The organism is Hafnia alvei, from assembly GCF_900095695.1.
GTDB lineage: Bacteria > Pseudomonadota > Gammaproteobacteria > Enterobacterales > Enterobacteriaceae > Hafnia > Hafnia alvei_B.
Map to the genome: position 1 here is coordinate 402505 of NZ_FMIQ01000006.1, position 25956 is coordinate 428460.

At 47.5% G+C, this 25956-nt stretch carries 24 protein-coding genes and 2 tRNA genes; 16 read left to right on the top strand and 10 right to left on the bottom strand.

Annotated elements, in window-relative coordinates; genetic code table 11:
• Positions 1–5: 5 nt before the first annotated feature.
• The 6 genes from xthA to BN1044_RS03500 all read right to left on the bottom strand — a co-directional run bounded on the left by xthA (position 6) and on the right by BN1044_RS03500 (position 3460).
• Positions 6–815: an exodeoxyribonuclease III gene (gene xthA, locus BN1044_RS03475; protein ID WP_072307557.1), complete on the bottom strand. Its 810-nt coding sequence runs from the start codon at positions 813–815 to the stop codon at positions 6–8.
• Positions 816–921: 106 nt separating this feature from the next.
• On the bottom strand, positions 922–1491 hold the full coding sequence (locus BN1044_RS03480; protein WP_072307558.1) for an LOG family protein: 570 nt from the start codon (positions 1489–1491) through the stop codon (positions 922–924).
• 173 nt (positions 1492–1664) lie between these two features.
• Positions 1665–1749 (bottom strand) — tRNA-Tyr (locus tag BN1044_RS03485).
• 85 nt (positions 1750–1834) lie between these two features.
• A tRNA-Tyr gene (locus BN1044_RS03490) sits at positions 1835–1919 on the bottom strand.
• 154 nt (positions 1920–2073) lie between these two features.
• Entirely contained in the window at positions 2074–2922 is an 849-nt protein-coding gene (purU, locus tag BN1044_RS03495; RefSeq protein ID WP_072307559.1) for a formyltetrahydrofolate deformylase, read from the bottom strand.
• A 43-nt stretch (positions 2923–2965) separates the two neighbouring features.
• Positions 2966–3460 carry a YchJ family protein gene (locus BN1044_RS03500; protein WP_072307560.1) on the bottom strand — a complete coding sequence of 165 codons (495 nt, stop codon included), beginning with the start codon at positions 3458–3460 and terminating at the stop codon, positions 2966–2968.
• 244 nt (positions 3461–3704) lie between these two features.
• Between BN1044_RS03500 and rssB the strand changes: the two genes are divergently transcribed.
• Positions 3705–4718, top strand: a complete 1014-nt coding sequence (gene rssB / locus BN1044_RS03505) for a two-component system response regulator RssB (RefSeq protein WP_072307561.1) — start codon at positions 3705–3707, stop codon at positions 4716–4718.
• 218 nt (positions 4719–4936) lie between these two features.
• On the top strand, positions 4937–5848 hold the full coding sequence (gene galU, locus BN1044_RS03510; protein ID WP_072307562.1) for a UTP--glucose-1-phosphate uridylyltransferase GalU: 912 nt from the start codon (positions 4937–4939) through the stop codon (positions 5846–5848).
• Positions 5849–6614: 766 nt separating this feature from the next.
• Here the strand turns inward: galU and hns are convergent.
• Positions 6615–7022, bottom strand: coding sequence for a histone-like nucleoid-structuring protein H-NS (gene hns / locus BN1044_RS03515; RefSeq protein WP_046459616.1), 408 nt, complete (start codon positions 7020–7022; stop codon positions 6615–6617).
• 611 nt (positions 7023–7633) lie between these two features.
• On the opposite strand from hns, the gene BN1044_RS03520 reads away from it, so the two are divergent.
• Positions 7634–8209, top strand: a complete 576-nt coding sequence (locus BN1044_RS03520; RefSeq protein ID WP_072307563.1) for a thymidine kinase — start codon at positions 7634–7636, stop codon at positions 8207–8209.
• 385 nt (positions 8210–8594) lie between these two features.
• Here BN1044_RS03520 and adhE read toward each other — a convergent pair whose 3' ends face one another.
• Positions 8595–11264 (bottom strand): bifunctional acetaldehyde-CoA/alcohol dehydrogenase, encoded by a 2670-nt coding sequence (gene adhE / locus BN1044_RS03525; RefSeq protein WP_072307564.1) that lies wholly within the window; start codon positions 11262–11264, stop codon positions 8595–8597.
• Positions 11265–11859: 595 nt separating this feature from the next.
• Between adhE and BN1044_RS03530 the strand changes: the two genes are divergently transcribed.
• The 12 genes from BN1044_RS03530 to ycfP all read left to right on the top strand — a co-directional run bounded on the left by BN1044_RS03530 (position 11860) and on the right by ycfP (position 23174).
• The gene (locus BN1044_RS03530) at positions 11860–12504 is read left to right on the top strand and encodes a YchE family NAAT transporter (RefSeq protein ID WP_025801184.1); all 645 of its coding nucleotides are present in this window, start codon (positions 11860–11862) and stop codon (positions 12502–12504) included.
• A gap of 751 nt (positions 12505–13255) precedes the next feature.
• Complete coding sequence (oppA, locus tag BN1044_RS03535; RefSeq protein ID WP_072307565.1) at positions 13256–14893, top strand: oligopeptide ABC transporter substrate-binding protein OppA; 1638 nt, start codon at positions 13256–13258, stop codon at positions 14891–14893.
• A 136-nt stretch (positions 14894–15029) separates the two neighbouring features.
• Entirely contained in the window at positions 15030–15950 is a 921-nt protein-coding gene (gene oppB / locus BN1044_RS03540) for an oligopeptide ABC transporter permease OppB (RefSeq protein WP_025801186.1), read from the top strand.
• A 15-nt stretch (positions 15951–15965) separates the two neighbouring features.
• A complete protein-coding gene (gene oppC / locus BN1044_RS03545; RefSeq protein ID WP_025801187.1) occupies positions 15966–16874 on the top strand; it encodes an oligopeptide ABC transporter permease OppC in 909 nt (302 codons plus the stop codon).
• 10 nt (positions 16875–16884) lie between these two features.
• Complete coding sequence (locus BN1044_RS03550; RefSeq protein WP_072307566.1) at positions 16885–17874, top strand: ABC transporter ATP-binding protein; 990 nt, start codon at positions 16885–16887, stop codon at positions 17872–17874.
• Positions 17871–18869: a murein tripeptide/oligopeptide ABC transporter ATP binding protein OppF gene (oppF, locus tag BN1044_RS03555; RefSeq protein WP_072307567.1), complete on the top strand. Its 999-nt coding sequence runs from the start codon at positions 17871–17873 to the stop codon at positions 18867–18869. Before BN1044_RS03550 ends, oppF begins: the two co-directional genes overlap by 4 nt.
• A gap of 235 nt (positions 18870–19104) precedes the next feature.
• Positions 19105–19455 carry a purine nucleoside phosphoramidase gene (gene hinT / locus BN1044_RS03560; RefSeq protein WP_025801190.1) on the top strand — a complete coding sequence of 117 codons (351 nt, stop codon included), beginning with the start codon at positions 19105–19107 and terminating at the stop codon, positions 19453–19455.
• A 54-nt stretch (positions 19456–19509) separates the two neighbouring features.
• Positions 19510–19899, top strand: a complete 390-nt coding sequence (locus BN1044_RS03565) for a YcfL family putative periplasmic lipoprotein (protein WP_072307568.1) — start codon at positions 19510–19512, stop codon at positions 19897–19899.
• 30 nt (positions 19900–19929) lie between these two features.
• Complete coding sequence (gene lpoB, locus BN1044_RS03570) at positions 19930–20529, top strand: penicillin-binding protein activator LpoB (protein WP_072307569.1); 600 nt, start codon at positions 19930–19932, stop codon at positions 20527–20529.
• Positions 20530–20533: 4 nt separating this feature from the next.
• The gene (locus tag BN1044_RS03575) at positions 20534–21400 is read left to right on the top strand and encodes a phosphotransferase (protein WP_072307570.1); all 867 of its coding nucleotides are present in this window, start codon (positions 20534–20536) and stop codon (positions 21398–21400) included.
• Positions 21401–21555: 155 nt separating this feature from the next.
• A complete protein-coding gene (gene nagZ / locus BN1044_RS03580; RefSeq protein ID WP_072307571.1) occupies positions 21556–22563 on the top strand; it encodes a beta-N-acetylhexosaminidase in 1008 nt (335 codons plus the stop codon).
• Between the two features lie 68 nt (positions 22564–22631).
• Positions 22632–23174, top strand: a complete 543-nt coding sequence (ycfP, locus tag BN1044_RS03585) for an alpha/beta hydrolase YcfP (protein ID WP_072307572.1) — start codon at positions 22632–22634, stop codon at positions 23172–23174.
• 59 nt (positions 23175–23233) lie between these two features.
• On the opposite strand, the gene potD is transcribed toward ycfP, so the two are convergent.
• On the bottom strand, positions 23234–24298 hold the full coding sequence (gene potD, locus BN1044_RS03590) for a spermidine/putrescine ABC transporter substrate-binding protein PotD (RefSeq protein ID WP_040045059.1): 1065 nt from the start codon (positions 24296–24298) through the stop codon (positions 23234–23236).
• A 45-nt stretch (positions 24299–24343) separates the two neighbouring features.
• Between potD and BN1044_RS23535 the strand changes: the two genes are divergently transcribed.
• On the top strand, positions 24344–24517 hold the full coding sequence (locus BN1044_RS23535; protein ID WP_168780331.1) for a hypothetical protein: 174 nt from the start codon (positions 24344–24346) through the stop codon (positions 24515–24517).
• Between the two features lie 4 nt (positions 24518–24521).
• On the opposite strand, the gene cadB is transcribed toward BN1044_RS23535, so the two are convergent.
• Entirely contained in the window at positions 24522–25871 is a 1350-nt protein-coding gene (gene cadB / locus BN1044_RS03595; RefSeq protein WP_072307623.1) for a cadaverine/lysine antiporter, read from the bottom strand.
• Positions 25872–25956: the final 85 nt, after the last annotated feature.

Genomic DNA, 25956 nt, shown 5'->3' on the forward strand with positions numbered 1-25956 from the left:
TTCCATTATGCCAACTTAAATTCAGCCCAAATTGGTGCATGATCCGATGGCTTTTCCATACCACGAATTTCGTAATCGATACCGGTATCAATGCACTTTTCAGCCAGCGGTTGGCTTGCTAACACTAAATCTATGCGCAGACCACGGTTGTCATCAAAGCCTTTCGAACGATAGTCAAACCACGAGAACTGATCGTTACGCTCGGGGTTGGCTTGGCGATAGGTATCGATAAGCCCCCAGTTTTTCAGGCGTTCCATCCATTCACGCTCTTCCGGCAAGAATGAACATTTCCCTGTGCGTAGCCAGCGCTTACGGTTTTCTTCGCCGATACCGATGTCATCATCGGTTGGACTAATATTTACGTCACCCATGACGATCACTTGTCCCGCAGGTGTCTGTTCAGACTCAAGATAGTTCTGTAAATCTTGATAGAACTTAGTTTTCGCTGGGAATTTGGTGGGGTGGTCGCGGCTTTCGCCTTGAGGGAAGTAACCGTTGATAACCGTGAGCACGCCGGTCGGCGTAGCAATATCGGCCATGATGATACGACGCTGAGCATCTTCTTCATCGGTCGGGAAGCCTTTGCGCACGGCTAGTGGTTTTTCCTTTGTCAGCAACGCAACGCCGTAATGGCCTTTCTGACCGTGATAGAAAATGTGATACCCCAGATGCTCTAAATCAGCCAGTGGGAACATATCATCGTGAACTTTTGTTTCTTGCAGGCCAATTACATCAGGCTGATGTTTTGCGATGATGGCTTCAAGTTGATGTGGACGGGCACGCAGTCCATTGATATTAAAAGAGATAAATTTCATAAGTGCAGGCCATATTGAAGCGTTCATGTTAACAAAGCGTTGTTAAACAACAGTTGTGAATGAATAGTAGCAGAAAGCCCACCAATTCAAAAATCACGGTCAGCCACTAGTCCCAACGGTTCAAATTATGTGGTTGATAGTGGTCGAATTCTTTTAGGATTACCGCAGGATCTTCTAAACAGACCAGCGTATCGACATACAGTTGACGAACAAAACCCTGTTGGGCGCTGTAGCGTAGAAATTCGATGAGTTTTTGGTAATAGCCAGCAACGTCCATGAGTGCAATAGGTTTATTGTGATAGCCGATTTGGCTCCACGTCCAGATTTCGAATAACTCTTCTAGAGTGCCGATGCCGCCGGGGAGGGCGATAAATCCATCAGACAACTCAGCCATGCGCGCCTTGCGGGTATGCATATCGGGAACAATATCCAGCGAGGTTAAGCCATAGTGTGCGGTTTCCGCTTCGACTAAGCGCTGCGGTATGACGCCATGCACTTCGCCCCCAGCCTCAAGGACCGCATTAGCTAATACACCCATGAGCCCTTTGCTGCCGCCGCCATAGATTAACCGACGACCTTGCTGCGCAAGTGTGTGGCCAAGCAATTTAGCTGCATCGGAATAGGCTGGATGAGTGCCTTCATTGGCGCCGCAAAAAACGCAGATATTGTTACGCATGACATATCCTACTGCTGAGAGAAAAGCAGTGGTATAGCGGATTGATGCTAGGAATTCAAGGGGATGATGGAGAACAGAAAATTATATCGAGAGCGTAATCGAAGGTTCTCGACCTTCCCCGTGGGGAATATGCGATTTTAATATTTGTTTGGGATTGCGGAGCTAAGAAAGGATGGTGGTGGGGGAAGGATTCGAACCTTCGAAGTCTGAGACGGCAGATTTACAGTCTGCTCCCTTTGGCCGCTCGGGAACCCCACCACGAAATTCGTGGTTACGAATTGTTGCCCGGTTTTCTCCGGAAAGCTGCGGCTAACAGCTTTTTTATCTCATCCTGAAGAAGAGATGGTGGTGGGGGAAGGATTCGAACCTTCGAAGTCTGAGACGGCAGATTTACAGTCTGCTCCCTTTGGCCGCTCGGGAACCCCACCAGATTTTTAATCGCTCCGTTATCACCGGAAGCGGGGCGCATAATAACAAATCGCGCCGCGCTGTAAAGCATTGGGAGGTAAAAAATAATTTGTTTGCCGTTTTTTTGCACTTAACGCCTTTTGTGTGAACAAAAAGCAGAGAAAAAACCGCCAATCAGAATATAACTGTACGATTCCCATAAACAAATACCCGCTGTGCCAGCACGCGGTACAGTGCACGACTGAGTACATTTTTTTCAACGTCGCGCCCTGCGCGCATCATTTCATCGGCGGTATAAGTGTGGTCAACGTTAATAACGTCTTGCATGATGATTGGACCTTCATCGAGATCGTTATTAACGAAGTGCGCGGTTGCACCAATAATCTTCACACCGCGCTCATAGGCTTGATGATATGGGCGTGCGCCAATGAAAGCTGGAAGGAAAGAGTGGTGAATATTAATAATCTGGTTGGGGAAGTGACTGATGAAGTCAGGCGTTAATATCCGCATATATTTCGCTAGCACCACGTAGTCGGGCGCATGTTTTTTAATTTCAGCCACCATGGCGGCGTCATGTTCATCACGCGAGAGACCTTCATGGCTGACTAGCGTGAACGGTATATCGAAACGCTCAACCAGCGATTGCAACGTGGAGTGGTTACCAATGACCGCTGCAATTTCAACGTCTAATCCCCCAAATGCACTTTTCATCAGCAGGTCGCCAAGGCAGTGTGCCTCTTTGGTGACAAGCACCACAATGCGTTGACGGCCTGATACCGTAAGTTCTCGCTCAGAGCCGGAGGGTAGTGCGCCATCCAGATCGGCCAGCAACGTCTCATCGTTGAAAATACCTTCCAGTTCGGTACGCATGAAAAAACGGCCGGTGAGATGGTCAACGAATTCATTATTTTGAATGATATTAAGCTGGTGTTTATAGCAAATGTTGGTGATCTTGGCGATGAGCCCCTTCGCATCTGGACAGATGGTGCGGAGAACTTTGCGTTGAATAACGGGTTGTGACATGTGTTGGTTTCCTGTCTAGATATTTTTATTATTGCGGATGATCTTATTGACCACAGCATTTCTTATATTTTTTGCCAGAACCACATGGGCAGGGATCGTTTCTGCCGATCTGCGGTTTGGTTCCATCCACATAATACCAACGTTGATCCAAACGAATAAAGCGTGAACATTCATGAATCGAATTATTTTGATTTTCGGCATCAGAATGGTAACGCGCGAAGAATTCAACAAAGCCTTCATCCTTGTTCTTACCGCTGGCAGTTTTAACAATCGTTAATCCTAGCCACTCGGTATCAGCAAAACTCTCTTCAATCGCGGCGCGTTGTTTGTCCATGCCACATTCTGGATGCCAGGTATCCACCAGATAATCTGCGTTGTGCACCACATAGGCGGTGTAACGTGAACGCATCAGCTGTTCGGGCTCAGCGGCCATACGTTGCCCGCTAATAATGGGTTCACAGCATTGGGCAAAGGCGTTGCCGCTTTGACACGGGCAGGGTGAATGGCTATCAAGCGGTATAGATGTGGTGGGGATCATGGTGGTCGAACCTTATTGAAAGACGAATTGGGACTATGGTATCGAATCCTTATCTCAGCCGCCATGAGGGAGTGTGGCTGAGATAATATTCTGAATCAGTAGCTAATAAATAATTGTAACGAATAGACCTTTTAGTTAAATGTGCGTAATAGTGCGCAAAACGCGTCATTCCAGAAATATCTATGCAGCACAAGGCTGCATATTGAGCCAGAATAGAAGGAGCACTAGTGAAAGGAGGTTCTTAATGGCGTTGCCACTGGAAAGTAAGCGAGTGATGATCGTCGAAGACGACCCTGTCTTTCGCTGTGTACTGGCCGGCTACCTCCAATCCCAAGGCGCTTTGGTCCAAGAAGCAGCCAATGGAATAGAGGCCTTAGGTTTACTGGATGAGTTCACTCCAGACGCAATCCTTTGCGATCTTGCGATGCCAGAAATGGGCGGGATCGAGTTTATTAAACGGTTAAGAGAGCGAGGCTTTCAAACACCGGTAGTTGTGATTTCTGCAACTGAAGAAATGGCTGACGTTGCGAATGCAATGCGGCTTGGTGTTCGTGATGTATTGCTCAAGCCAATAACCGATCTCAGCAGATTGCAGGAAACGCTTTTATCTTGCTTTTATCCCGATCTATTTGAATCACCGGCTTTAGAGAAAGACGAGTTTATCCATGATTGGGAGTTATTAAGCCAAGATCCTGAATATGCAGCGCGTTTGCTAAAACAGTTACAGCCGCCGGTTCAACAAAACATTTGTGGCTGTAAGGTTAATTATCGACAGCTCACGTCTCTGAATAATTCAGGTTTGGTATTAGACATTGCGCCGTTATCCAGTAAAGATCTCGCATTCTATTGTTTAGATGTTTCGCGGGCAGGAGAAAACGGCATTTTGGCGGCACTGATGGTGCGGGCGATTTTTAACGGGTTGCTGCAAGAACAGCTGGCTCACCAAGAATTGCGCTTGCCTCAAATGTCTACCATTCTTAAACAGGTCAACCACCTGCTGCGTCAGGCAAACCTTGAAGGGCAATTTCCTTTGCTGGCTGGGTATTATCATGTTCAGCAACAGAATCTGATTCTTGTTTCTGCGGGATTACATGCCAAAATTCATGCGGGTGATAATCTGATCCAGCTCAATAGCGGTGTACCTTTAGGCACGATGGGGTCAATTCACGTCAATCAGGTTAGCCAGCGATGTAGTCATTGGCAGAGCCAAATCTGGGGCGTGGGTGGGCATCTGCGTTTAATGCTGACTTCACCGTAACACTGACTTTTCAGCTTTATCTGCTTTTTAATTTAATCAGTTAATGGGTCGCTATTTATCTAAAAGGCTGGTTGCTTGTAATATCTCCAATCAGTCTGCAATTACTTTGAATTTAATGCGCACAAAATACGAACTGGTATACTCGCGCTGGAAATTAGCATTCATGTCCGCCGAATAAAATGGATATGAACACGGAGCTAAACGATTAGAGAGGTTGTATGTCAACGTCAGTAAGAAAAATCAGAAAAGCCGTAATACCTGTCGCAGGGCTAGGAACGCGTATGTTGCCAGCCACCAAAGCCATTCCAAAAGAAATGTTGCCGTTGGTTGATAAGCCACTGATCCAATATGTTGTGAATGAATGCATTGCTGCAGGGATTAACGAAATAATTCTGGTTACACATTCTTCAAAAAACTCTATCGAAAACCATTTCGACACCAGTTTTGAATTAGAAGCAATGCTGGAAAAACGCGTTAAGCGTCAGCTTCTAGCTGAAGTGCAGTCTATTTGTCCTAAGCATGTTACCATCATGCAAGTTCGTCAGGGATTAGCGAAAGGTTTAGGCCATGCGATCCTGTGCGCATATCCACTGGTTGGCGATGAGCCATTTGCCGTTATCCTGCCAGACGTGATCTTAGATGAGTACACCTCCGATCTAAGTAAAGACAACTTGAGTGAGATGCTGTCTCGTTATGAAGCAACAGGCCATAGCCAAATTATGGTTGAGCCAGTACCGATGGAAGATGTTTCTAACTACGGCGTTGCAGATTGCAGCGGCGTTGAGCTGAAGGCGGGTGAGAGCACTCCGATGAAAGCGGTAGTTGAGAAACCGGCACGCGATAAGGCACCGTCAAACTTGTCTATCGTAGGTCGCTACGTGCTATCACCAGAGATTTGGCCACTGCTGTCTAAGACACCTCCAGGCGCTGGCGAAGAAATCCAATTAACAGACGCGATTGCGATGTTAATGAAGAAAGAAACCGTTGAGGCTTATCATCTGAAAGGTCTGAGCCATGACTGCGGAAATAAAATGGGTTACATGCAGGCGTTTGTTGAATATGGCATGCGCCACGCTTCTTTAGGTAAAGAATTCACCACGTGGTTAAAGTCGTTAGACTTGAACGACTAAAGGCCATCATGGCTAAAGAAACTTTGTAAAGGATGCCTAGGCATCCTTTTTTTATGCGAGCTATCTTAGCAATGTGAGGCCACTTAAATAATTTTCTAAGCAAATAATGACTAAATGTATGACCTCTTTGATTTAATCCCCATCCCGTGGTTTCTCAAGCCTTCTAAAGAGCGCCTAGAAGCATCAAAAGATAAGTCTTTTTTAATAATGATGTCTCGCTAAAAAGCATTTCTCTTGAATTAAGGCGATACGGGAACAATCCCATACCTTGTTTGTGGTATATGTTGGGTAGTAAATCAAAAAATATTAACTTTACTGAAGATTGATTATATCAATATAGCCATAGTTACTGTTGTTTATTACTCAGATGTTTACTATCAATTTAAGGTATTTTAAATGCATGGTTATCACCTGTTTCCATACCTACTGCCACGATGAGAAATTAATGTAGAGGGGCGTAATTACAGGAATGACTACAGCGTGAAAGATAAGTCCTACAGCGGTGTAGGAGCGCTGCTGTAAATTCACAGAAGAGGGCATGTAGTGCTAGACGGTGTTTTCTGATCCATATTGTTACTGGCAGTAGTATGGCTTCTGGTGCCATGCTATCCAAAATGGATTTTAAAAATCGAATTTATTTAAGTGCAAAGAATGAAATGCTATACAACAGAGTTTAGATGCATAAGACCATAGACGAATTAAGGGCAAAAAAATAGCCTCATAAGAGGCTATTTATACAGATTTAGATGTAATGCTTAGAAGAAGATTACAGCAGGAAATCGTCCAGAGACTTACCTTGTTCTTCGATAGCTTGCTTAATCACAGCTGGAGTACGGCCTTGGCCAGTCCAGGTTTTAGTTTCGCCATTTTCATCAACATACTGGTATTTAGCAGGGCGAGCAGCACGTTTTGCTTTACCCGCTACTTTACCAGCAGCCATGCTTTGCAGCAGTTCATTAGGATCGATACCGTCAGCAATCAGCATTTCGCGGTATTGCTGTAATTTACGAGTACGTTCTTCGATCTCAGCTTGTGCCTGACTATCTTCTTCACGACGTTCGTTTACAACAACTTCCAATTTCTCCAGCATTTCTTCTAGAGTTTCTAAAGTACATTCTCTAGCCTGAGCACGAAGAGTACGGATGTTGTTCAGAATTTTTAATGCTTCGCTCATTGTCCTAATCTCAAATTATATTGGTGGGGGGCGTCTCGATTATAATAGAGTGCCAGTTTATTTAACGCAATAGTGAATTTTGTAAGATTAGCAAAATATTTCGTAATATAAGCAAATAATGCTTCTTTAAACACTATAACGAATATAGCTACTTGTTATTCAGATTACAACATCAGGTTCAAAGAGGCTAGGGCGCCAAACCGAAGTCTATTAAAATATAATCGTGTTGACGGTATTGTTATGTTTCACAGTAGATATTTTTTGTTGATTAAATCTACAGATCTTTAAGCTTGGTCACACTCCTCATTGCTAATATAAGGCAAAAACCGGTGAGAATTATCGGAAAAACGAGTGTACTAAAGTCCTTTATAGTAACGATCCCATCAATTAGCAAAATCAGAGTTCGGTGTAACATCATTTCTTAACAGAGTGTTGTGTCCCTCTCATTTTTAGACAAAATATTGTTTTATCAGATATTGATATAGATTCAGGCTTTAAGAATAACGTCTTTGGCTAGACGTTTTTTTTCATAATTTTATGCCATCATCGCGACGTTGGCTGTGATAAAATCCGGCCAGTTACGCGATTCTATATGGGGCTTAGAGCAGGCTGTGGCACAACTATATTTTTATTATTCAGCGATGAATGCGGGCAAATCAACGGCGTTACTTCAATCTTCCTATAACTATCAGGAACGAGGAATGCGCACGCTGGTGTTTACCGCAGAAATTGACAATCGTTTTGGTGTGGGAAAAGTGAGCTCGCGTATTGGTCTGAGTTCACAGGCTCAACTTTATAATAGCGAAACACCTTTGTTCGATATGATTCGGCAGGAAAATGATCTTTTGCCTGTGAACTGCGTGTTAGTGGATGAGTGTCAATTCCTGACCAAAGATCAGGTTAATCAACTTTCCGATGTAGTCGATAGCTTAGATATTCCAGTGTTGTGCTATGGACTGAGAACCGATTTTCGCGGTGAATTGTTTGGCGGAAGCCAATATCTATTAGCTTGGGCTGATAAATTGGTTGAGCTTAAAACGATTTGCCACTGCGGGCGCAAAGCAAATATGGTGCTACGTCTAGATGAGCACGGTAAAGCGTTAAAAGACGGCGAGCAGGTTGTGATTGGTGGTAATGAAAGCTATGTCTCAGTCTGTCGTAAGCATTATAAAGACGCGCTAGCGTGATACTCGGTGTGAGCGTAGGCAAAGTATAGATATTGATGCACACGTCTTCTCAGGGCGTGTGCTGAATGATAAACCAATCCCCTTAGTTCAAGTTTACGCATTGATGATGCCACTCTCGCTATATATCAACGCCGTTGCCGGTGTAAGGGCATCGATCTTTAACGCCTTCTATATTTCATTTCCCTAATTCCCCATCTTTAATCCCAAATCAGATTCGCGGTGCTGGCCGAATATTGCTCTGTGAGGTCCAATGTTTGGATGTTGAGTTGCGTGTTCGTTTATATGCATTTCTATTTATGATGATAGAAGGACATTAAGAGAATAGTGGGTATCAATAGGCACAAAAAAACCCGCCAGCGGCGGGTTTTCGTATAACAGAATCTAATTATTTCTTAGATTTTTTCTCAGCTTTGGCGGCAGGTGCTTTTACGGCTTCAGCTTCGAGTGATTCGCTGAACTCACGGCCGTAGAAAGTATCCATCAGAATTTGCTTCAGTTCTGAGATCAGCGGGTAGCGTGGGTTAGCTCCGGTACACTGGTCATCGAATGCATCTTCAGACAGTTTGTCAACTTTAGCCAAGAAGTCAGCTTCTTGAACGCCAGCTTCACGGATAGATGCTGGAATGCCCAGATCTGCCTTGATGTTGTCCAACCATGCCAACAGTTTTTCAATCTTCGCAGCAGTACGGTCGCCCGGTGCGCTCAGACCTAAATGGTCTGCGATTTCAGCATAGCGGCGACGAGCCTGAGGGCGGTCGTACTGGCTGAAAGCAGTCTGCTTAGTTGGGTTATCGTTCGCGTTGTAGCGGATAACGTTAGAAATCAGCAGGGCGTTTGCTAAGCCGTGTGGAATATGGAACTCAGAACCCAGCTTGTGGGCCATGGAGTGGCATACACCCAAGAAGGCGTTGGCAAAAGCGATACCTGCGATAGTTGCCGCATTGTGAACACGCTCACGTGCAACTGGGTTTTTAGCCCCTTCATGGTAGCTTGCTGGCAGGTTTTCTTTCAGCAGCTTCAGCGCTTGCAGAGCCTGACCGTCAGAGTATTCGTTAGCCAGAACAGATACGTAAGCTTCCAGAGCATGAGTTACGGCATCCAGACCACCGAACGCACACAGTGATTTTGGCATGTTCATCACTAAGTTCGCATCAACGATCGCCATGTCTGGTGTCAATGCATAGTCAGCCAGTGGGTATTTCTGGCCTGTTGCATCGTCGGTGACCACGGCAAACGGAGTGACTTCTGAACCGGTACCTGAAGTGGTGGTGACGGCGATCATTTTCGCTTTCACGCCCATTTTAGGGAACTTGTAGATACGCTTACGTATATCCATGAAGCGCAGTGCCAGTTCTTCAAAGTGAGTTTCAGGATGTTCGTACATCACCCACATAATTTTCGCTGCGTCCATTGGTGAACCACCGCCCAACGCGATAATCACGTCTGGTTTGAAGGAGTTCATCAGCTCTGCACCTTTACGTACGATGCTCAGCGTTGGGTCAGCTTCAACTTCGAAGAAGACTTCAGTTTCGATACCGTGGCCTTTCAGGACTTTAGTGATCTGATCTGCGTAACCATTGTTGAACAGGAAGCGGTCAGTCACGATGAAGGCACGTTTTGCACCATCAGATGCTACTTCATCCAGCGCGATTGGCAGAGAGCCACGGCGGAAGTAGATAGATTTCGGAAGTTTATGCCACAACATGTTTTCTGCTCGCTTCGCCACGGTTTTTTTGTTCATCAGGTGTTTAGGCCCGACGTTTTCAGAGATGGAGTTACCACCCCAAGAACCACAACCCAGAGTCAAAGATGGAGCAAGTTTGAAGTTATACAGGTCACCGATACCACCTTGAGAAGCAGGGGTGTTGATCAGGATACGTGCAGTCTTCATTTTTTCGCCGAAGTAATTTACACGCTCAGGCTGGTTATCCTGATCGGTGTACAGGCAAGAGGTATGGCCGATACCACCCATCTCAACCAATTTCTCAGCTTTAGTGACAGCTTCTTCAAAGTTTTTAGCGCGGTACATTGCCAGCGTTGGAGACAGTTTTTCATGAGCGAATGGTTCAGACTCATCAACAACTTTCACTTCACCAATGAGGATCTTGGTGGTCGCTGGAACAGTAATGCCGGCCATTTTTGCAATTTCAGTGGCTGGCTGACCTACGATAGCCGCGTTCAGGCCGCCATTTTTCAGGATGATATCCTGAACGGCTTTCAATTCTTTACCTTGCAGCATGTAACCGCCGTGAGTGGCGAAACGCTCACGTACTGCGTCATACACGGAGTCAACCACGATAACAGACTGTTCTGAAGCACAGATCACGCCGTTGTCGAAGGTTTTAGACATCAAGATAGAAGCAACAACACGTTTAATGTCGGCAGTTTCGTCAACAACAACCGGTGTGTTACCTGCACCAACGCCGATAGCAGGCTTACCAGAGCTATACGCTGCTTTAACCATGCCCGGGCCACCGGTGGCCAGAATCAGGTTAATGTCTGGGTGATGCATCAGTTGATTAGACAGTTCAACGCTTGGTTGATCGATCCAGCCGATGATATCTTTTGGCGCGCCAGCTGCGATAGCTGCCTGCAGAACGATATCTGCCGCTTTATTCGTCGCATTTTTGGCACGAGGGTGCGGAGAGAAGATGATACCGTTACGGGTTTTCAGGCTGATAAGTGCCTTGAAGATTGCAGTGGACGTCGGGTTAGTTGTTGGCACGATACCGCAGATGATACCGATAGGTTCTGCGATAGTGATAGTACCGAACGTGTCATCCTGAGACAGGATGCCACAGGTTTTTTCATCTTTATAAGCGTTATAGATATATTCGGATGCAAAGTGGTTTTTAATCACTTTATCTTCCACGATACCCATACCTGATTCCTCAACGGCTAATTTAGCCAACGGGATACGGGCATCAGCAGCAGCCAGAGCGGCGGCGCGGAAGATTTTATCTACTTGCTCTTGAGTGTAATTGGCAAACTCACGCTGGGCTTTTTTAACACGTGCTACTAACGCATCTAGTTCAGCGATATTGGTTACAGCCATAATGCTCTCCTGATAATGTTAAACTTTTTTAGTCAATGAGCCGCACAAGCAACAAGTATAGACAGATAAATGTGCTCTCTTTCAGAAACTTCACTTACTGAAAAGTTCCCGTTGGCTGATTTGCTAAAACAGCTTAGCTAGCAGTGGAGAAGTAAAGCCTGTGTTAAACATGAACGGTTTGGCTTTCTGCTAATCAGTGGGCCAGATGATAATAGCAGGCCTTTACTGTGACTCTGAGCTTACCCATTCTTAGGTAGTTGTTTTGTGATTTGAATCACAAAAATGCCAAGCTGACACCTTTCAGCAATATGATACTGAGAGTCTTTATCATTAACGGGCAAAAGCGTCGAATTTTGCAGCGAAGTATCGATAAAATAAAACAATTTTGCAACAATGAGCCTCTTTTTACGCTTCTGAGTAAATGGAGTAAGAAATTAATACATTGAGCATAGATCGGGGCCATTATTTCCATTACATTACGCCGCAAGAACGTATCACTTCTATTGTGATTTGCTAACATTGTTCACCAAGTGGGTTTGCTAGTGACAATGTTGAAAATGACAGTCGCATTATTAATCTGGTTTTGGAGAGCATGGTGAGCCAGTCTTTGCTGGATTTATCTGGTTACATTAAGTTTTTTGTTGGTCTCTTCGCGTTGGTAAACCCAGTAGGTATTCTGCCGGTGTTTATTAGCATGACGAGCTATCAGGCGGTTGCGGCACGCAACAAAACCAATCTGACGGCCAATACGTCAGTTGCCATCATTTTGATCTCTTCTTTATTGCTGGGCGATTCAATATTGATGTTCTTCGGCATCTCGATTGATTCCTTCCGTATTGCGGGGGGCATCTTGGTGGTGACCATTGCGATGTCGATGATTAGCGGGAAACTGGGCGAAGATAAGCAGAATAAACAAGAAAAATCAGAAACTGCGATCCGAGAAAATGTAGGCGTTGTACCGTTGGCATTGCCATTAATGGCTGGACCCGGCGCAATCAGCTCAACGATTGTTTGGAGTTCTCGCTACCACGGTTGGCAAAACCTGCTTGGGTTTTCTCTGGCCATTATTCTGTTTGCGTTCTGTTGTTGGCTACTATTTAGGGCTGCACCGTTGCTGGTCCGCTTGCTCGGTCAAACAGGCATTAACGTCATCACGCGAATCATGGGTTTGCTATTAATGGCGTTAGGTATTGAATTTATTGTTACAGGCCTGCGATCTATATTCCCCGGACTGTTATAACCCATCAAATATCACGATATGATGAAACCGCTGTCGGCGTTGCCGATGGCGGTTTTTTTCACTGGGCCGCATACTTACTTCAATAGTGTGTTGTTTCGCACTTCAGCCATAAACCTGCGTTATTTCAATAAGTTTGTTTTACTTACGTGATGATTTATTGACGTAATGAGCACAAATTTTGTTCAAAAAATCACATCACAACATTCTGCTGAAACCCGTTATTAACGGGCTTATAGAATGCTCATAAGATCATCAATGGTTGAATCTTCTTACATTTGTTAATTTAACGATGTATTACTTCATAACTTTCCTTAAGCCTGAATGATTTGCTTTATAACATGGCTTGAAGAAAAGATATTATGTTATATCAGCGAGTTATCATTGATCTTTCCCCTCCCTCAGTGCAGTCTGTCAGAAGGCTAGAGTCGTAATAAAGAGAATTGCGTAACATTTCTATAAAAATAATTAGCAGTGATTTTAACCATCTGTTAGCTTCTGGGCATAATCACTGCGCTTAGCGTTGATGAGACAACTTTGTGCTGAAGCATTACCAGAAAAAGCGCCGCTGAATATTTCTGTGTCTGACCTGAGTCAAAGATTGCTATCGCTAAAAGTTCTAGATCTGAAACAGTAATGACGTTTTAAAACCACCTATCATGTCGGCAACTTCGTTCCTTGCTGATCTGGCCATAAAGCTAACAAAAGTTGGCATGTCCTCATGGACATCTTATTAAAGGGGAGTGGGTATACAATGAGCAAACACATCAAAAAGAATTTACTGGCCGTAAGCGTTATGGCGGCATTGGGCATGTTTAGTATTGCGCAGGTCCAGGCGGCGGATGTTCCTGCCGGTGTTAAGCTGGCCGATAAACAAGAGCTGGTCAAAAATAACGGTTCTGAAGTTCAGTCATTAGACCCGCATAAAATTGAAGGCGTACCCGAAAACAACGTCACTAATGACTTGATGGAAGGTTTAACCCAGCACGATCCTCAGGGGAAAACTATCCCAGGCACGGCGGTGAGTTGGGACAATAAAGATTTTAAAGTATGGACTTTCCATATTCGCCCTGATGCCAAATGGTCAAATGGTCAGCCTGTTACCGCAGAAGATTTTGTTTATAGCTGGCAGCGTATTGTTGATCCAAAAACCGCATCGCCGTACGCCAGCTATCTGCAATACGCTCACGTTGAAAACGTAGACGACATTATTGCGGGAAAAAAAGATAAATCGACGCTGGGCGTGAAAGCGCTTGATGATAAAACTTTCCAAATTACCTTAACCGAGCCCGTACCGTATTTAGCAGAAATGACGTCGCATTACGCCATGAAACCGGTGAACAAAGCCGTGGTGGAAAAATTTGGCGACAAATGGACGCTGCCTGAAAACTACGTGAGCAACGGCGCTTATAAATTAAAAGATTGGGTCGTTAACGAGCGTATTGTCTTAGAGCGTAACCCTGAATATTGGGACAATGCGAAAACCGTTATTAATAAAGTCACGTTCCTGCCTATTGCTTCTGAAGTGACCGACGTCAACCGCTACCGTACCGGCGAAATCGATGTCACCTATAATAATATGCCAATCGAACTATTCCAGAAGTTGAAAAAAGAGATCCCGCAGGAAGTTAAAGCCGATCCCTATCTGTGCACTTACTACTATGAAATTAATAACCAGAAGCCACCATTTAACGATGAGCGCGTGCGTGAGGCCCTTAAGTTAGGGATGGACCGCGATATTATCGTTAACAAAGTCAAAAACCAGGGCGATCTGCCAGCCTACAGCTTTACCCCTCCTTATACCGATGGCGCTAAGTTAACCCCGCCTGAGTGGTTTGGTTGGTCACAGGAAAAACGTAATGAAGAGGCGAAGAAGTTACTCGCCGCTGCGGGCTATGGCCCAGATAAACCACTGACGTTTAACCTGTTGTACAACACCTCCGATTTGCATAAAAAACTGGCGATTGCCGCAGCTTCTATTTGGAAGAAAAATCTGGGTGTGAACGTTAAGTTGGAAAACCAAGAGTGGAAAACGTTCTTGGATACCCGTCATCAGGGCACCTATGATGTTTCGCGTGCGGGCTGGTGTGCCGATTACAACGAGCCAAGTTCATTCCTGAACATGATGCTGTCTGACAGCAGCAGTAACACGCCTCACTATAAGAGCGCAGCCTTTGATAAAATCATGGCTGGCGCACTGCAAACCAACAGCAAAGAGGCGCGAGCCGCCGTTTATCAACAGGCTGAACAGCAGCTTGATAAAGATTCTGCCATTGTCCCTGTCTATTACTACGTTAATGCGCGTCTGGTGAAACCCTATGTAGGCGGTTATACCGGTAAAGATCCGCAAGATAACGTATACGATAAAAACTTGTACATTATTCAGCACTAATATATGTAAATTTATCAACGCCGTAGCAAATAAGGCTACGGCGTTGATAGCCGATATAGAAGTAGCAGTGGCAGGGTAACCTCGCCACTTTTCAAAAATATAATCAGCCATAAGGCTGAAGTGCAGGGCTAGGGCAATGTTAAAATTTATCTTTCGGCGCTTGCTTGAGGCGATACCGACGCTATTTATCCTGATCACCATCTCATTCTTCATGATGCGCTTAGCGCCGGGTAGCCCATTTACCGGTGAACGCGCTTTGCCGCCAGAAGTTTTGGCTAATATCGAAGCGAAATATCATCTTAACGATCCTATCTGGAAACAATACGGACATTATTTAGTGCAATTAGGCCACGGTGATTTTGGCCCCTCATTTAAATATAAAGATTATTCCGTTAATGATTTGGTGAGCGCGTCGTTTCCTGTTTCGGCCAAATTAGGTTTTGCAGCCTTTTTATTGGCGGTAGTTTTTGGTGTGACGGCGGGCGTGTTAGCTGCGCTAAAACAAAATAGCAAATGGGATTATGCGGTTATGGGGGTGGCCATGACCGGTATTGTCATCCCCAGTTTCGTGGTTGCGCCGTTATTGGTGTTAATTTTTGCCATTCAGCTGAAATGGCTGCCGGGAGGCGGGTGGAACGGCGGGGCGCTCAAGTTTATGATTTTGCCAATGGTGGCACTCTCATTAGCTTATATCGCCAGCATCGCGCGTATTACCCGTGGCTCCATGATTGAAGTTTTGCATTCCAACTTTATTCGTACCGCACGGGCGAAAGGCTTACCGATGCGTCGCATTATTTTGCGTCACGCATTGAAACCTGCGTTGCTGCCAGTGCTCTCGTATTTAGGCCCAGCCTTTGTCGGTATTATTACGGGTTCGATGGTTATCGAAACTATTTATGGATTGCCGGGTATCGGCCAGCTGTTTGTTAACGGTGCGCTGAACCGTGACTACTCCTTGGTGTTGAGCCTAACCATTTTGGTTGGCGCGCTGACCATCCTGTTTAACGCGATTGTCGATGTGCTTTATGCCGTCATCGATCCGAAAATCCGTTACTGATTCGGGAGATCGCAAATGTTACTGAATAAAAAAAATGCGCAGGTGGTCGAAAATTTCGGTGAACAACTGGAAGTGGAAGGTCGTAGCCTGTGGCAAGATGCGCGCCGTCGTTTCGTTCATAACCGCGCCGCGTTGGCGAGCCTGTTTGTACTGAGCCTGATCGCGCTATTTGTGATTTTTGCCCCGATGCTATCGCAATTTGCCTATGACGACACCGATTGGGGAATGATGTCATCGGCGCCAGATATGGAGTCAGGCCACTACTTTGGCACGGATTCTTCCGGGCGTGATTTGCTGGTGCGCGTGGCGATTGGCGGCCGTATTTCGTTAATGGTAGGGATTGCGGCGGCGCTGGTTGCGGTGGTCGTTGGCACCTTGTATGGCGCGATGGCCGGTTACGTGGGTGGCAAAACCGACTCGGTGATGATGCGCCTGCTCGAGATCCTCAACTCCTTCCCATTCATGTTTTTCGTGATTTTGCTGGTGACCTTCTTTGGGCAAAATATCCTGCTGATCTTTGTGGCGATCGGCATGGTGTCGTGGTTGGACATGGCGCGTATCGTGCGTGGACAAACGCTGAGTTTGAAGCGCAAAGAGTTTATTGAAGCGGCGCTGGTGGGCGGTGTATCCACACGCAAAATTGTCACTCGCCATATTGTTCCCAACGTGCTGGGCGTGGTAGTGGTGTATGCCTCTTTATTGGTGCCAAGCATGATTTTGTTTGAATCCTTCCTCAGCTTCTTAGGGCTAGGGACTCAAGAACCGTTGAGCAGCTGGGGCGCGTTGCTGAGCGATGGCGCCAACTCAATGGAAGTGTCTCCGTGGTTGCTGATGTATCCGGCTGCGTTTCTAGTTGTGACGCTATTCTGTTTCAACTTTATCGGCGATGGTCTACGTGACGCCCTCGACCCGAAAGATCGTTAAGGAGTTTACGATGATGACAACAGATAAAAGCGCAGAGCGGCTGCTGGCGGTAAAAGATCTCCGCGTCACCTTCACCACCAACGACGGCGATGTCACGGCGGTCAACGATTTAAACTTCTCGCTGCGAGCGGGTGAAACGCTCGGTATCGTTGGCGAGTCGGGTTCAGGGAAATCACAAACGGCGTTTGCGCTGATGGGATTGTTGGCACAAAACGGCAGTATCGGCGGCTCCGCGTTGTTCAACGGACGTGAAATACTCAATCTACCGGAGAAGCAGCTCAATAAACTGCGCGCCGAAGAGATTGCAATGATCTTCCAAGATCCGATGACCTCTCTGAACCCTTACATGCGCGTCGGCGAACAGCTGATGGAAGTGCTGATGCTGCATAAAGGCATGAGCAAAGCGCAGGCTTTCGAAGAATCGGTGCGTATGCTGGATGCGGTAAAAATGCCGGAAGCGCGCAAGCGCATGCGCATGTTCCCGCATGAGTTTTCCGGCGGTATGCGTCAGCGCGTGATGATTGCCATGGCGCTACTGTGTCGGCCTAAACTGTTGATCGCTGATGAACCCACCACGGCATTGGACGTTACGGTGCAGGCACAAATTATGACGCTGCTCAATGAGTTGAAAAGCGAGTTTAATACCGCGATTATCATGATCACTCACGATCTGGGCGTGGTGGCGGGCATCTGCGACAAAGTGTTGGTGATGTATGCCGGGCGAACCATGGAATACGGTCAAGCACGCGACGTATTTTATTCGCCTAGCCATCCCTATTCGATTGGCCTGCTAAACGCAGTGCCGCGTTTAGACGGCGAAAATGAATCTCTGCTAACCATCCCTGGTAATCCACCCAATCTGTTGCGCTTGCCGAAAGGCTGCCCATTCCAGCCGCGTTGTCCTCACTCTACTGAGCAGTGTATGCAAATGCCGCCGCTGGAGTCATTTGGGGAAGGGCGTTTACGCGCCTGTTTTAGAACCGTGGAGGAATTGGCATGAGCAACGAAGACAAAAAAGTATTGCTCGAAGTTGCCGATCTGAAGGTTCACTTCGAGATAAAAGACAACAAGGCGTGGTTCTGGCAACCAGCCAAAACCTTGAAAGCGGTCGACGGTGTGACGTTGCGCCTGTATGAAGGCGAAACCCTAGGCGTGGTTGGTGAATCGGGCTGCGGTAAATCAACGCTGGCGCGTGCATTAATCGGTTTAGTGAAAGCGACCGATGGCCGCGTGGCGTGGCTCGGTAAGAGTCTGCTGGGCATGGACGCCAAACATTGGCATGAAGTCCGTCACGATATCCAGATGATTTTCCAAGATCCGCTGGCATCGCTGAACCCGCGCATGACCATCGGTGAAATCATTGCGGAGCCGCTGCGGACATATCATCCCAAAATGGCGCGCAGCGAGGTGAAAGATCGCGTCAGAAATATGATGATGAAAGTGGGGTTATTGCCGAACCTGATTAACCGCTATCCTCATGAATTCTCGGGCGGTCAGTGCCAGCGCATCGGGATTGCTCGAGCACTGATATTGGAACCCAAGCTGATTATTTGTGATGAGCCGGTTTCCGCGCTCGATGTGTCGATTCAGGCGCAGGTTGTTAACCTGCTACAGCAGCTTCAGCGAGAAATGGGGCTTTCGCTGATCTTTATCGCGCACGATCTTGCCGTGGTGAAACACATTTCCGACCGCGTTCTGGTGATGTATCTCGGCCACGCGGTTGAGCTCGGCACCTATGATGAGGTGTATCACAATCCTCAGCACCCTTACACTAAAGCGCTGATGTCTGCGGTGCCGGTTCCTGACCCAGATTTAGAGCGCAATAAAAAAATTCAGCTCTTGGAAGGCGAGCTACCTTCGCCGATCAATCCACCATCAGGCTGCGTGTTCCGTACACGCTGCCCAATTGCTGGGCCAGAATGCGCATTAACGCGGCCGTTAATGGAGGGGAGTTTCCGCCATGCGGTTTCGTGTTTGAAGGTGGATCCTCTCTAGTTAGACCGCCTCACTTGCGATGGAGCACAAGGACGTGCTCCTTCAACGCTGATACCCGTGATACGTCAAGCAACTTTAATTATGACGGCGATAGAACAAGAAACACCGCGCGATTTCGGCTGATTTTCCCTCACTTGATGATTTGTCTCCCTCTCAGGCTTGAAAGCCGAGCTCGCTCTACTCATACTGCAAGCACAAGATTTTTATCTCAATTGATTGCTAAAGGATATTCGTCATGGCAGAAGAAACTATTTTCAGCAAAATTATTCGTCGTGAGATCCCGTCAGATATCGTTTATCAGGACGACTTAGTAACTGCATTCCGTGATATTTCTCCACAGGCACCTAGCCATATTCTCATTATTCCAAACCAGCTGATCCCAACGGTGAATGACGTTAAGCCAGAAGATGAAGCGGCGCTGGGCAGAATGGTCACCGTAGCGGCAAAAATTGCCCAGCAGGAAGGCATTGCTGAAGATGGCTATCGCCTGATTATCAACTGCAACCGTCATGCGGGGCAGGAGGTTTATCACATCCACATGCATTTGTTGGGCGGCCGTTCATTAGGTCCTTTGCTCGCTCGTTAATGTCATCCTGCCGCGTTTTGCTAGGCAGAAAATATTCAGTTGGAGTTCACCGTTATGCGATTCTCATTATCCAGATGTACATTGACGGTGATCTTGCCGCTGGCATTACTCGCAGGGTGTAGCACGCCGAGCCACATCGCCGTCAGCGATGGGCAGCGAGTGGTGATGGATCCTTCGGTACTCACGGCAGGCGTGACGGCGGATAATCCAACCGTATCGTCGGGGGATATCTATCCTGTGGCCAGCGCCGTGGTTAATTATGGTGAAGAGCAACAGCCTGTCACGCTGAACTACCGTTTTTATTGGTATGACGCCAAAGGTCTGGATATCTTCCCACACGAACCACCGCGGACGATTAAGCTAAACCCAGGCCAAGAAGTGCGTCTGGAATCCACCAGCGCGAATACCCGAGCAAAACAGGTACGTCTCTACCTCTATCTATAAATTAAGCCACAACCTCATGGGAGAGGGATGATGAAGAAGCTTTTAGGTGTGACATTCGCGGCGATGGTGCTGGCGGGTTGTCAAACGATCACTCAACAAGGTAGTGAAACCACCACCGAACCAGAAAAGCCAACGCAAACACAGCCGCCGGTGACGGCACCGACCACACCGCCCGAACAGCCACCGGTGACTACGGTGCCAACGCCGCCGAAGGTACAAAGCTTCAACTGGAGCGCTAGTCTAACGCCGCTGATTAATCAGATGCTAGGCTCGCCAGACGTCACCGCGGGCAGCGTTTTGCTGGTGGATAACGTGCAAAACCAAACCAACGGTAGCTTGCAGGTATCAAACGCCACGGCTGAATTGAAAAAGGCGCTGCAGCAGGGCAATAAATTTACGCTGGTTCCCGCTAATCAGGTTACCAGTGCCAAACAGTCACTGGGCTTATCTGCCGAAGATAGCTTAGGTTCACGCCGTAAAGCGATTGGTTTAGCGCGCATTGTAAACGCTCAATACGTGCTGTATAGCACGGTAGAGGGCGACGTACAGTCACCTAAAGTGGCGATGCAGCTGATGCTGGTGCAAACCGGTGAGATTATCTGGTCTGGCAATGGGGCCGTGACACGCTGATTCTATGTCGAATGCTTTTCACCCTTCGTTGATTTCTGTGCGGGCCGTTCTGGCCCGCTGTTTTCCATCTGTAGCACCGCATGAGTGGCAGCTTTCGCCGGTTGAAGGTTTAACCGGCGTGAATTGGAAGGCAAAACTGAGTGACGGTGTCACTTATTTAATTCGTCCCCAAACCGTAGAAAAAGCGCAACTAGGCATCGAGCGCAAACGTGAGGCTCATGCATTACAGCTAGCGGCGGGTTATGACCTCGCGCCACAAAGCTTAGGGCTGCACGATGGTTGGTTAGTCACTGAGTGGCTTTCGGGCGACGTTCTCAGCGAAACAACCTATCAGCCGCATCTGCAAGCTTTAGCCGAAAAAATCGTTACGCTGCATAATATAAAACCCTGCGGGCAGGCGCGGGATTTTCATAGTCATTGCCAATCCTACTGCCAACTAAGTTCCCACCAGCGAGTGACGCCGCAAGGATTAAGAATTCATCAGTACTGGCAGTCTCGCCACGTCCCTCAGCCGTTGAAAATTGCCATGCTGCACATGGATATTCATCCGGGTAATATCGTTTTGACGAGTCACGGGCTGCGGTTGATCGATTGGGAGTATGCTGCGGTGGGCGATATTGCTTTGGATCTGGCCGCCATGTACCGTAGTTTCGGTTGGGAGTATGCACAGCGACGCGATTTTACTCAGCGATACGTGCGGGCCGGAGGCTATTGCGATGCGAAAAAATTGCAACAGCATGTTGAGCAATGGCTGCCGCGCGTCGATTATATGGCATGGTTATGGTATGAAGTGCGTTGGCAACAATCAAAACAGAATTCATTTCGTGAGACCGCCAATCTGTTGCTTTCACAGCTAAAAATGGGAAAGTAGCACAGATGCGGTATGCGCGATAAAAACACTGACGGCGTGAAATCACGCCATCACGCAATATAGTTAATATCTACACCCTGAATAATTGGCGTAGCCAACATGGATGCAGCTTCAAATTATGATGGGTATAAAGGAGAATCCCTGTGGGTCCTGTAATGTTGGATGTGGCAGCCTATGAACTGGATGCTGAAGAGCGTGAGATTTTGCAGCATCCGCTGGTAGGCGGTCTGATTTTATTTACCCGAAACTTCCATGATGCCGAGCAGCTTCGTGAGCTGGTGCGCCAGATCCGTGAGGCGTCACGCAATCGTCTGGTTATTGCCGTGGATCAGGAAGGCGGCCGAGTGCAGCGCTTTCGCCAAGGCTTTACGCGACTGCCCGCTGCGCAGTCTTTTGCCGCAATAAATAGCGATGCAGAGGGGCGCCGATTAGCGCAGGAAGCGGGCTGGTTGATGGCCAACGAAATGATGGCGATGGATATCGATATCAGCTTTGCGCCTGTTCTGGATCTCGGCCACGGCAGCGCCGCCATTGGTGAACGTTCTTTCCATGAAGATCCGCAGATTGCGATTCGTATGGCGGAAAGCTTCATCGATGGCATGCATGAAGCTGGCATGAAAACCACGGGCAAGCATTTCCCCGGGCATGGCGCAGTCACCGCAGACTCGCATAAAGAAACGCCGATAGATCCGCGTCCGCTGGAAGAAATCATTAATCATGATATGGTTATTTTTAACCAGTTGAATTCACGCGCTAAGCTCGACGCAATTATGCCGGCTCATGTGATTTACCCAGCGGCGGATAGTCTTCCGGCCAGCGGTTCGCCATACTGGCTGAAGCAGGTATTACGCCAGCAGCTTGGCTTTAACGGCGTGATATTCTCTGATGACCTGTCAATGGAAGGCGCTGCGGTAATGGGTAGCTACGCTGAACGCGGGCAAGCCTCGCTGGATGCGGGCTGCGATATGATTCTGGTGTGTAATCATCGCGCAGGCGCGGTGAGCGTGTTAGATAATTTGGCGCCGATCACCGCAGAACGCGTTAGCGCCCTGTATCATAATGGTAAATTTACACGTGAAGAGTTAATGGCTTCACCGCGTTGGAAAACGGCGCATCAAGAGCTGGAGCAACTTCATCTGCGTTGGGAAGAGAGCAAAGCATAAGCTCGACGCTCAAATGACAATAACGCAAAGCGGCTGAGGGTTAGCCGCTTTTTGGGAGCAGTGAGAACATGATTATTTATCTTCACGGTTTTGATTCCACCAGTCCGGGCAATCACGAAAAGGTGATGCAGCTGCAATTCATCGACCCCGACGTGCGTTTAATTAGCTACAGCACCCGTCACCCTCGTCATGATATGCAGCATCTTTTGAAAGAAGTCGATAAAGTGGTTCAGCAGGCAGGCGATAGCCATGCGCTGATTTGCGGCGTTGGGCTCGGCGGTTTTTGGGCTGAGCGTATCGGCTATCTGTGCGGTATTCGACAGGTGATGTTCAATCCTAATTTGTTCCCGCAGGAAAATATGGTGGGTCAGATTGACCGTCCAGAAGAGTATTTGGATATTGCGACCAAGTGCGTTGAAAACTTCCGTGAGAAGAATCGCGAACGGTGTTTAGCGGTGCTTTCTCGCACCGATGAAGTGCTAGACAGCCAGCGTAGCGCTGAATATTTGCAGCCGTTCTATGAAATTATTTGGGATGAGCAGCAAACGCATAAATTTAAAAGTTTGTCGCAGCACCTGCAAAAAATCCGCGCGTTCAAAACGGTTTCTTGATGATTTTTGTTGTTTGATAATTCCCGGCATCCACACAGGGAGGCCGGGAAAGATAGAGATTAACGGCCTGCTTTCAGCTTCTGGAAGTAATTTTCGTAAATTTCACTGGCGCTGCCCACGTCATTTTGCCATTCGCCATGGGCGATGGTTTCTGCGTCAGGGTACAGTGATTTATCGCCAGAAATTGATTTAGGCAACATCTTCTGAGCGGCTAAGTTCGGCGTTGGATAACCGATGGTTTTCGCTACCTGCACCGCGATCTCAGGGCGCAGCAGGAAGTTAATTAACTTCATCGCGCCTTCTGGGTTTTTCGCATTGGCAGGAATCGACAGGCTGTCCATCCAGAAAATCCCACCTTCTTTTGGCCAAATAACCTCGAGCGGCGTTCCAGCTTCACGAGCGACAAACGCTGAACCATTCCAAACCATGCCCAGATTCACTTCGCCTTCCATATACGGGTTGGCTGGATTATCTGAGTTGAAGGCCAACACGTTTGGCATCAGTTTTTTCAGCTCTTCATAAGCGGCTTCAATTTGTTTGGGATCGGTGGTGTTGCCCGAATACCCGAGCTTAAGCAGGGCCATTTGGAAAACCTCGCGGGCATCATCGGTCAACAGCAGGCTGCCTTTATATTCTGGTTTCCACAGATCGGCCCAGCTGGTCACGCTTTTTGGATCAATGGCATCGGAATTAACGCCGATCGCCGTCGCGCCCCAGATATACGGAATAGAATAGTCGTTCTCTGGATCGAAAGGCTTGTGCAACAGATTTGGATCTAAGTTATGGAAATTGGTCAGCTTAGATTTGTCGATCTTTTGCAGCATACCTTCTTTACTCATTTTGGAAACAAAGTAAGTGGAAGGTACAACTAAGTCATATGCGCCGCTTTTATAGGTTTTCAGCTTGGCATACATAGTTTCGTTGGACTCGTAGGTGGAATAAATCACCTTAATGCCGGTTTCCTTGGTGAACTGCTCAAGCAGTCCCGGCGGCACATATTCAGTCCAGTTATAGAAATAGACAGTGTTATTGTCATTTTCCGTTTTCGGCGCATCGGCAGCGATTGCGGCATTAACTCCCAAAGCCAACAAACCTGCGGCTACCAGAGGTGACCACTTTTTCATTCAGCGTATCCCTATAGTGAAGGTCGAAATAAAGAGAAAATCTCTATGAATCCTGAATGGAACACTTCAACAAGAACAAAACGTTTTTATGGGAGTCGCGCCATCAGGGCGGTCATTATAGGAGCCGTGGGAGTAGGGGTAAAGGTAAAGCGGGAGGAGAAAGACATTCGCGCCGCCAATCAAAAAAACAGTGGCGGCGCAGCTAATCGAGCCAAATAAATGCTTAGCCTAAGTTATCGTCAGGCGGTGGATTTTTCTTGAGTTGAATTGCATAGGCTTTTTCATGTTCCCCTTGTTTGCGGGCATAGAACATCAAAATGCTTAAGCTGATGATAAAGGTGGCGGTGAGCTTGATGTTGTCAGCGCCTGACAAAGCGATAAAGCAGAAGATACAGCCTAAGGTTGCGGCCATTACGCTCACGATATTTCTCAGCGAAGCGCCTTCCATACGAATCAACGCTACGCAGGAGTAGAAATACGGCAGCATGGTAAGCAGAACCGCGATCCCGATGAGCTCCCCAAAAATATCGGATGAGTTACTGCCTTTCGAGCTCATAAAGGTCATGAACGCCATCAACAGCGTCATTTTTATGGCTGACAAAATAATCCCTTTGCGCGGTACGCCGTGGCTATCGACCTCGCCGTAAATTTTAGGGAAGTTACCGTCACGAGCGGCGCGTACGCCAGCCTGACCGACCAACATCATCCAAGAACCTAATGCCGCTAGGCAGGCAAACGCAGTGAAAGCAGACACCACCGGAGCGGCCCAACTACCGACCATCAATGAGGTACTGGCGGCAAACGGTGCACCGGTTTTCGCCATCACTTCAGCAGGGAACATTCCGCTCATCACCTGGGTGGCTAAGATATAAACGATGCCCGCCAGCGCGGTGCCCAGCATGGTGGCGATAGGCACGGTACGCTGTGGGTTTTTAACTAAACCTGAGCTAACTGCCGCCGATTCCACGCCGACGAACGCCCATAGACAAATCAAAATGCTGTGCATAACGGCTTTGCTGTCGGTATGCGTTGAGGTGTTCCAGTTTGCCTGATAAAGCGCAGGATCAAACCAATGCCAGCCGGCAACGGCGGTGCCAATGACGGGAACTAAAACCAGAATTAGCCCCAGCGTGGTTAAGCGACTGACCCAGTTACCACCCATCATATTCACCAGCGCCATGATCCAGATAATCACAATGCTCGCGATCCCTGCGGGGATCGGGTGATTGAGCGCGGGGAAAAAGATCGAGAGATAAGCCACACCGGCCAAACAGTCGGCTAGGTTACCAATCCAGTTGGCGTGGTAGTAAAGAACGGCGGTTTGAAAACCGAATGCAGGGCCTAATCGACCCGCATAGGCGATTGGCCCACCGACCTGCGGGTCGCGAGTCGTCAAACGAGCAAAAACATACGCCAATGACATGGCGCCGATTAGAGTAATGATCCAGCCGAAGAGTGCAATAGAACCAATTTTGGCGAGGTTCGCAGGCAGGAGCGCTATACCGCTCCCCATCATGTTTCCCGCGACGATACCGGTACAGGCAATGAGCCCGATTTTTTTAGAAGACGCCATGTTAGCCCCGTTAACATCAAGCATTAGCTGTGTTCCGTCACGGCATGCTGTCGTTTTATCGAAAGAAATCCTGGATGAATTATAT